Source organism: Aeromicrobium sp., assembly GCF_036676885.1.
GTDB lineage: Bacteria > Actinomycetota > Actinomycetes > Propionibacteriales > Nocardioidaceae > Aeromicrobium.
The window spans coordinates 1-2,762 of record NZ_JAKFCB010000212.1 but is presented as its reverse complement, the minus strand read 5'-3'; the positions used below and the strand labels follow the sequence as shown (position 1 = coordinate 2,762).

The 2,762-nt window shown below is 64.5% G+C and carries 3 protein-coding genes; all 3 read right to left on the bottom strand.

Annotation, left to right across the window (positions count from 1 at the left end; all coding sequences use genetic code 11):
• Window positions 1–559, bottom strand: a 559-nt coding sequence (locus V6M46_RS09760) for an ABC transporter permease (protein WP_332664294.1), incomplete at its 3' end; no start/stop codon positions are given.
• Window positions 559–1,704 (bottom strand): ABC transporter ATP-binding protein, encoded by a 1,146-nt coding sequence (locus tag V6M46_RS09755; RefSeq protein ID WP_332664292.1) that lies wholly within the window; start codon window positions 1,702–1,704, stop codon window positions 559–561. The genes V6M46_RS09755 and V6M46_RS09760, both read right to left, overlap by 1 nt.
• Window positions 1,697–2,762, bottom strand: a 1,066-nt coding sequence (locus V6M46_RS09750) for an ABC transporter substrate-binding protein (RefSeq protein WP_332664289.1), incomplete at its 5' end; no start/stop codon positions are given. The genes V6M46_RS09755 and V6M46_RS09750, both read right to left, overlap by 8 nt.

Below are 2,762 nucleotides of genomic sequence, written 5' to 3'. Positions count from 1 at the left end.
TCTCGAGGCTGGCGTAGAGCGGCAGCACCATGAAGGGCAGGAAGTTGTAGGTCAGGCCGGCGATGACGGCGAACGGCGTCGCCAGCAGGCGTTGGTCGTCGCCCAGGAGATGCAACCACTGCAGGGAGTTCACGATCCAGCCGTCATCGGCCAGGATGAGCTTCCAGGACAGGGTGCGCAGCAGAAAGCTGGTGAAGAACGGCGCGATCACGAGAATCAGCATGAGGTTCTTCCAGCGGCCGGCCTTGAACGCGATGGCGTACGCCAGGACGTACCCGATCACGAGGCACACGGCCGTGGCCACCCCCGAATACCAGAGGGAACGTCCGAGCTCTTCCTTGTGCTGGTCGAACGCATCCGCGAAGTTCTGGAAGTGCCACGTCATGGAGTAGCCGGTCTCGACCGAGCCGCTGGGGTCGTAGAGGCTGGCCGAGATCAGCGAGAAGAACGGCACGACGAAGAAGACGCCGAGCCACACCGCGCCCGGCAGGATCAGCCAGTAGCCGGTCAGCTTGCGCTTGGCCTTGGAGCCGTGGGCGACATCGTCGAGCGTCGCCACTATTCGTCCTCGATGCCGGCGCTCGCGTCCTGGCTCGCGTCGAGCAGGAACGCGTACTCCGGCCGCCACGAGATGTCGACCTTGGTGCCGGAGGTCAGCATGCGGCGCGAACCGGTGTTCTGCTCGAAGACCATGAGCTCCTGGCCCCAGGGCATCTTGACCATGTACTGGGTGCTGACGCCGACGAAGCTGACATCCGTGATGTAGCCGCCGGTGATGACGTCGCCGGGCGCGTCGATCGGCTGGCCGGCCTCGGCGATCAGGACCTTCTCGGGACGGATGCCGAGCCAGCCCTTGCCGGACTCGGAGTGGGCACGGTCGGCGGGGATCGATGCCAGGGCGCCCTGGACGCGGACGGTGACCTGACCGCCTTCACGGCCCTGGATCTCGGCTTCGATCAGGTTGGACTGCCCGAGGAAGTTCGCCACGAAGGTGGTCTTCGGGTTCTCGTAGAGCTCGCTGGGCGCACCCATCTGCTCGATGACACCCTGGTTCATGACCGCGATGGTGTCGGCCATCGTCATGGCCTCTTCCTGGTCGTGCGTGACGTGCACGAACGTCAAGCCCACCTCGGTCTGGATGCGCTTGAGCTCGAGCTGCATGCCACGGCGGAGCTTGAGGTCGAGGGCGCCGAGCGGCTCGTCGAGGAGGAGGACCTCCGGCTGGTTGATCAACGCACGCGCGAGGGCAACCCGCTGCTGCTGGCCGCCAGACATCTGCGCCGGCTTCTTGTGCGCCTGCGACGTGAGCTCGACGAGCTCGAGCATCTCGGCGACCTGCTTCTTGACGTCCTTGATGCCGCGGCGCTGGAGGCCGAAGGCGACGTTCTTGGAGATGTCCAGGTGCGGGAACAGCGCATAGTTCTGGAACACCGTGTTGACCGGTCGCTTGTACGGCTTGTCGTAGGTGACGTCCTTGTCGCCCAGATGGATCGTGCCCGCGGTGGGCGTCTCGAGCCCGGCGACCATGCGGAGCGTCGTCGTCTTGCCACAGCCGGACGGGCCGAGCAGGGCGAAGAAGGAGCCCTGCGGCACCTCGAGGTCGAGTGCCTTCACCGCGGTGAAGGCTGCGAACTCCTTGGTGAGCTGCGAGAGCCGCAGCGATCTCGAGCCGCCGGGTGTGGGCGTCTCCTGACCGCTAGCCACTGATCGCCTTGAAGGCACGCGCGTACTCGCGCTGCTTCTTCGCGTCGAGCTCCATGAACGGGTGTGTCTGCGAGAGCGTCTTTTCGGTCGGGAAGATCAGCTCGTTGTCGACGAGGCTCGGGTCGACCTTCTCCATGGCCTCCTTGGCACCCTTGACGGGACAGATGTACCAGACATATGCCGCCAGCTTGGCCGCGACCTCGGGCTCGTAGTAGTAGTTGATCCACTCCTCGGCGTTGGCCTTGTGGCTGGCCTTGTTGGGCACCAGCATGTTGTCGGCCCAGATCATGAGCCCTTCCTCGGCAGGGACGAACACGAGGTTCTCGTCCTCGGCCGCTGCCACGTCACCGGACCACGCTGCGCACGCGACGATGTTGCCGGCGGTGAGGTCCTGGATGTACTCGTTGCCGGTGAACGACCGGATCTGACCGTCGCTCTTCGCCTTGTCGAGCTTGTCCAGCGCGTTCTGCCATTCGTCGTCGGTGAAGTCGGACGGGTCGGCGCCCTCGGACAGCAGCATCAAGCCCATCGTGTCGTTCATCTCCGTCAGGAGCGAGATGCGGCCCTTGAGGTCACTGCGGGTGACCAGCTCGTCGAAGGACTTCACCTCCTTGACCTTGGACTTGTTGTAGGCGATGCCGGTCAGGCCGCTCTGCCACGGCGCGGAGTACTCGCGCTTCTTGTCCCAGCCGACGTCGGCGAGGCCGTCGATGATGTTGGCGTGCAGGTTGGGCACCCTGGAGGCGTCGAGCTTCTGGATCCAGCCGGACTGGATCATGCGGGCGGCCATCCAGTCGGTCAGCATGAACATGTCGCGCTTGGTCGTCGAGCACGAGCCCAGCTGGTTCTTGACCTTGCCGTAGAACTCGTCGTTGTCGTTGACGTCGGCGGTGTAGCTGACCTTGATGCCGGTTTCCTTCTCGAACTGCGTCAGCGTCGAGACGTAGTCGCCGTCGTCCTCGTCGATGTACTCGGGCCAGTTGGAGATGACGAGCTCCTTCTCGGTCGCCGAGACGTCCTTGGACGTGCAGTCGTCAGCCTCCTGCTTGCCACCAGAA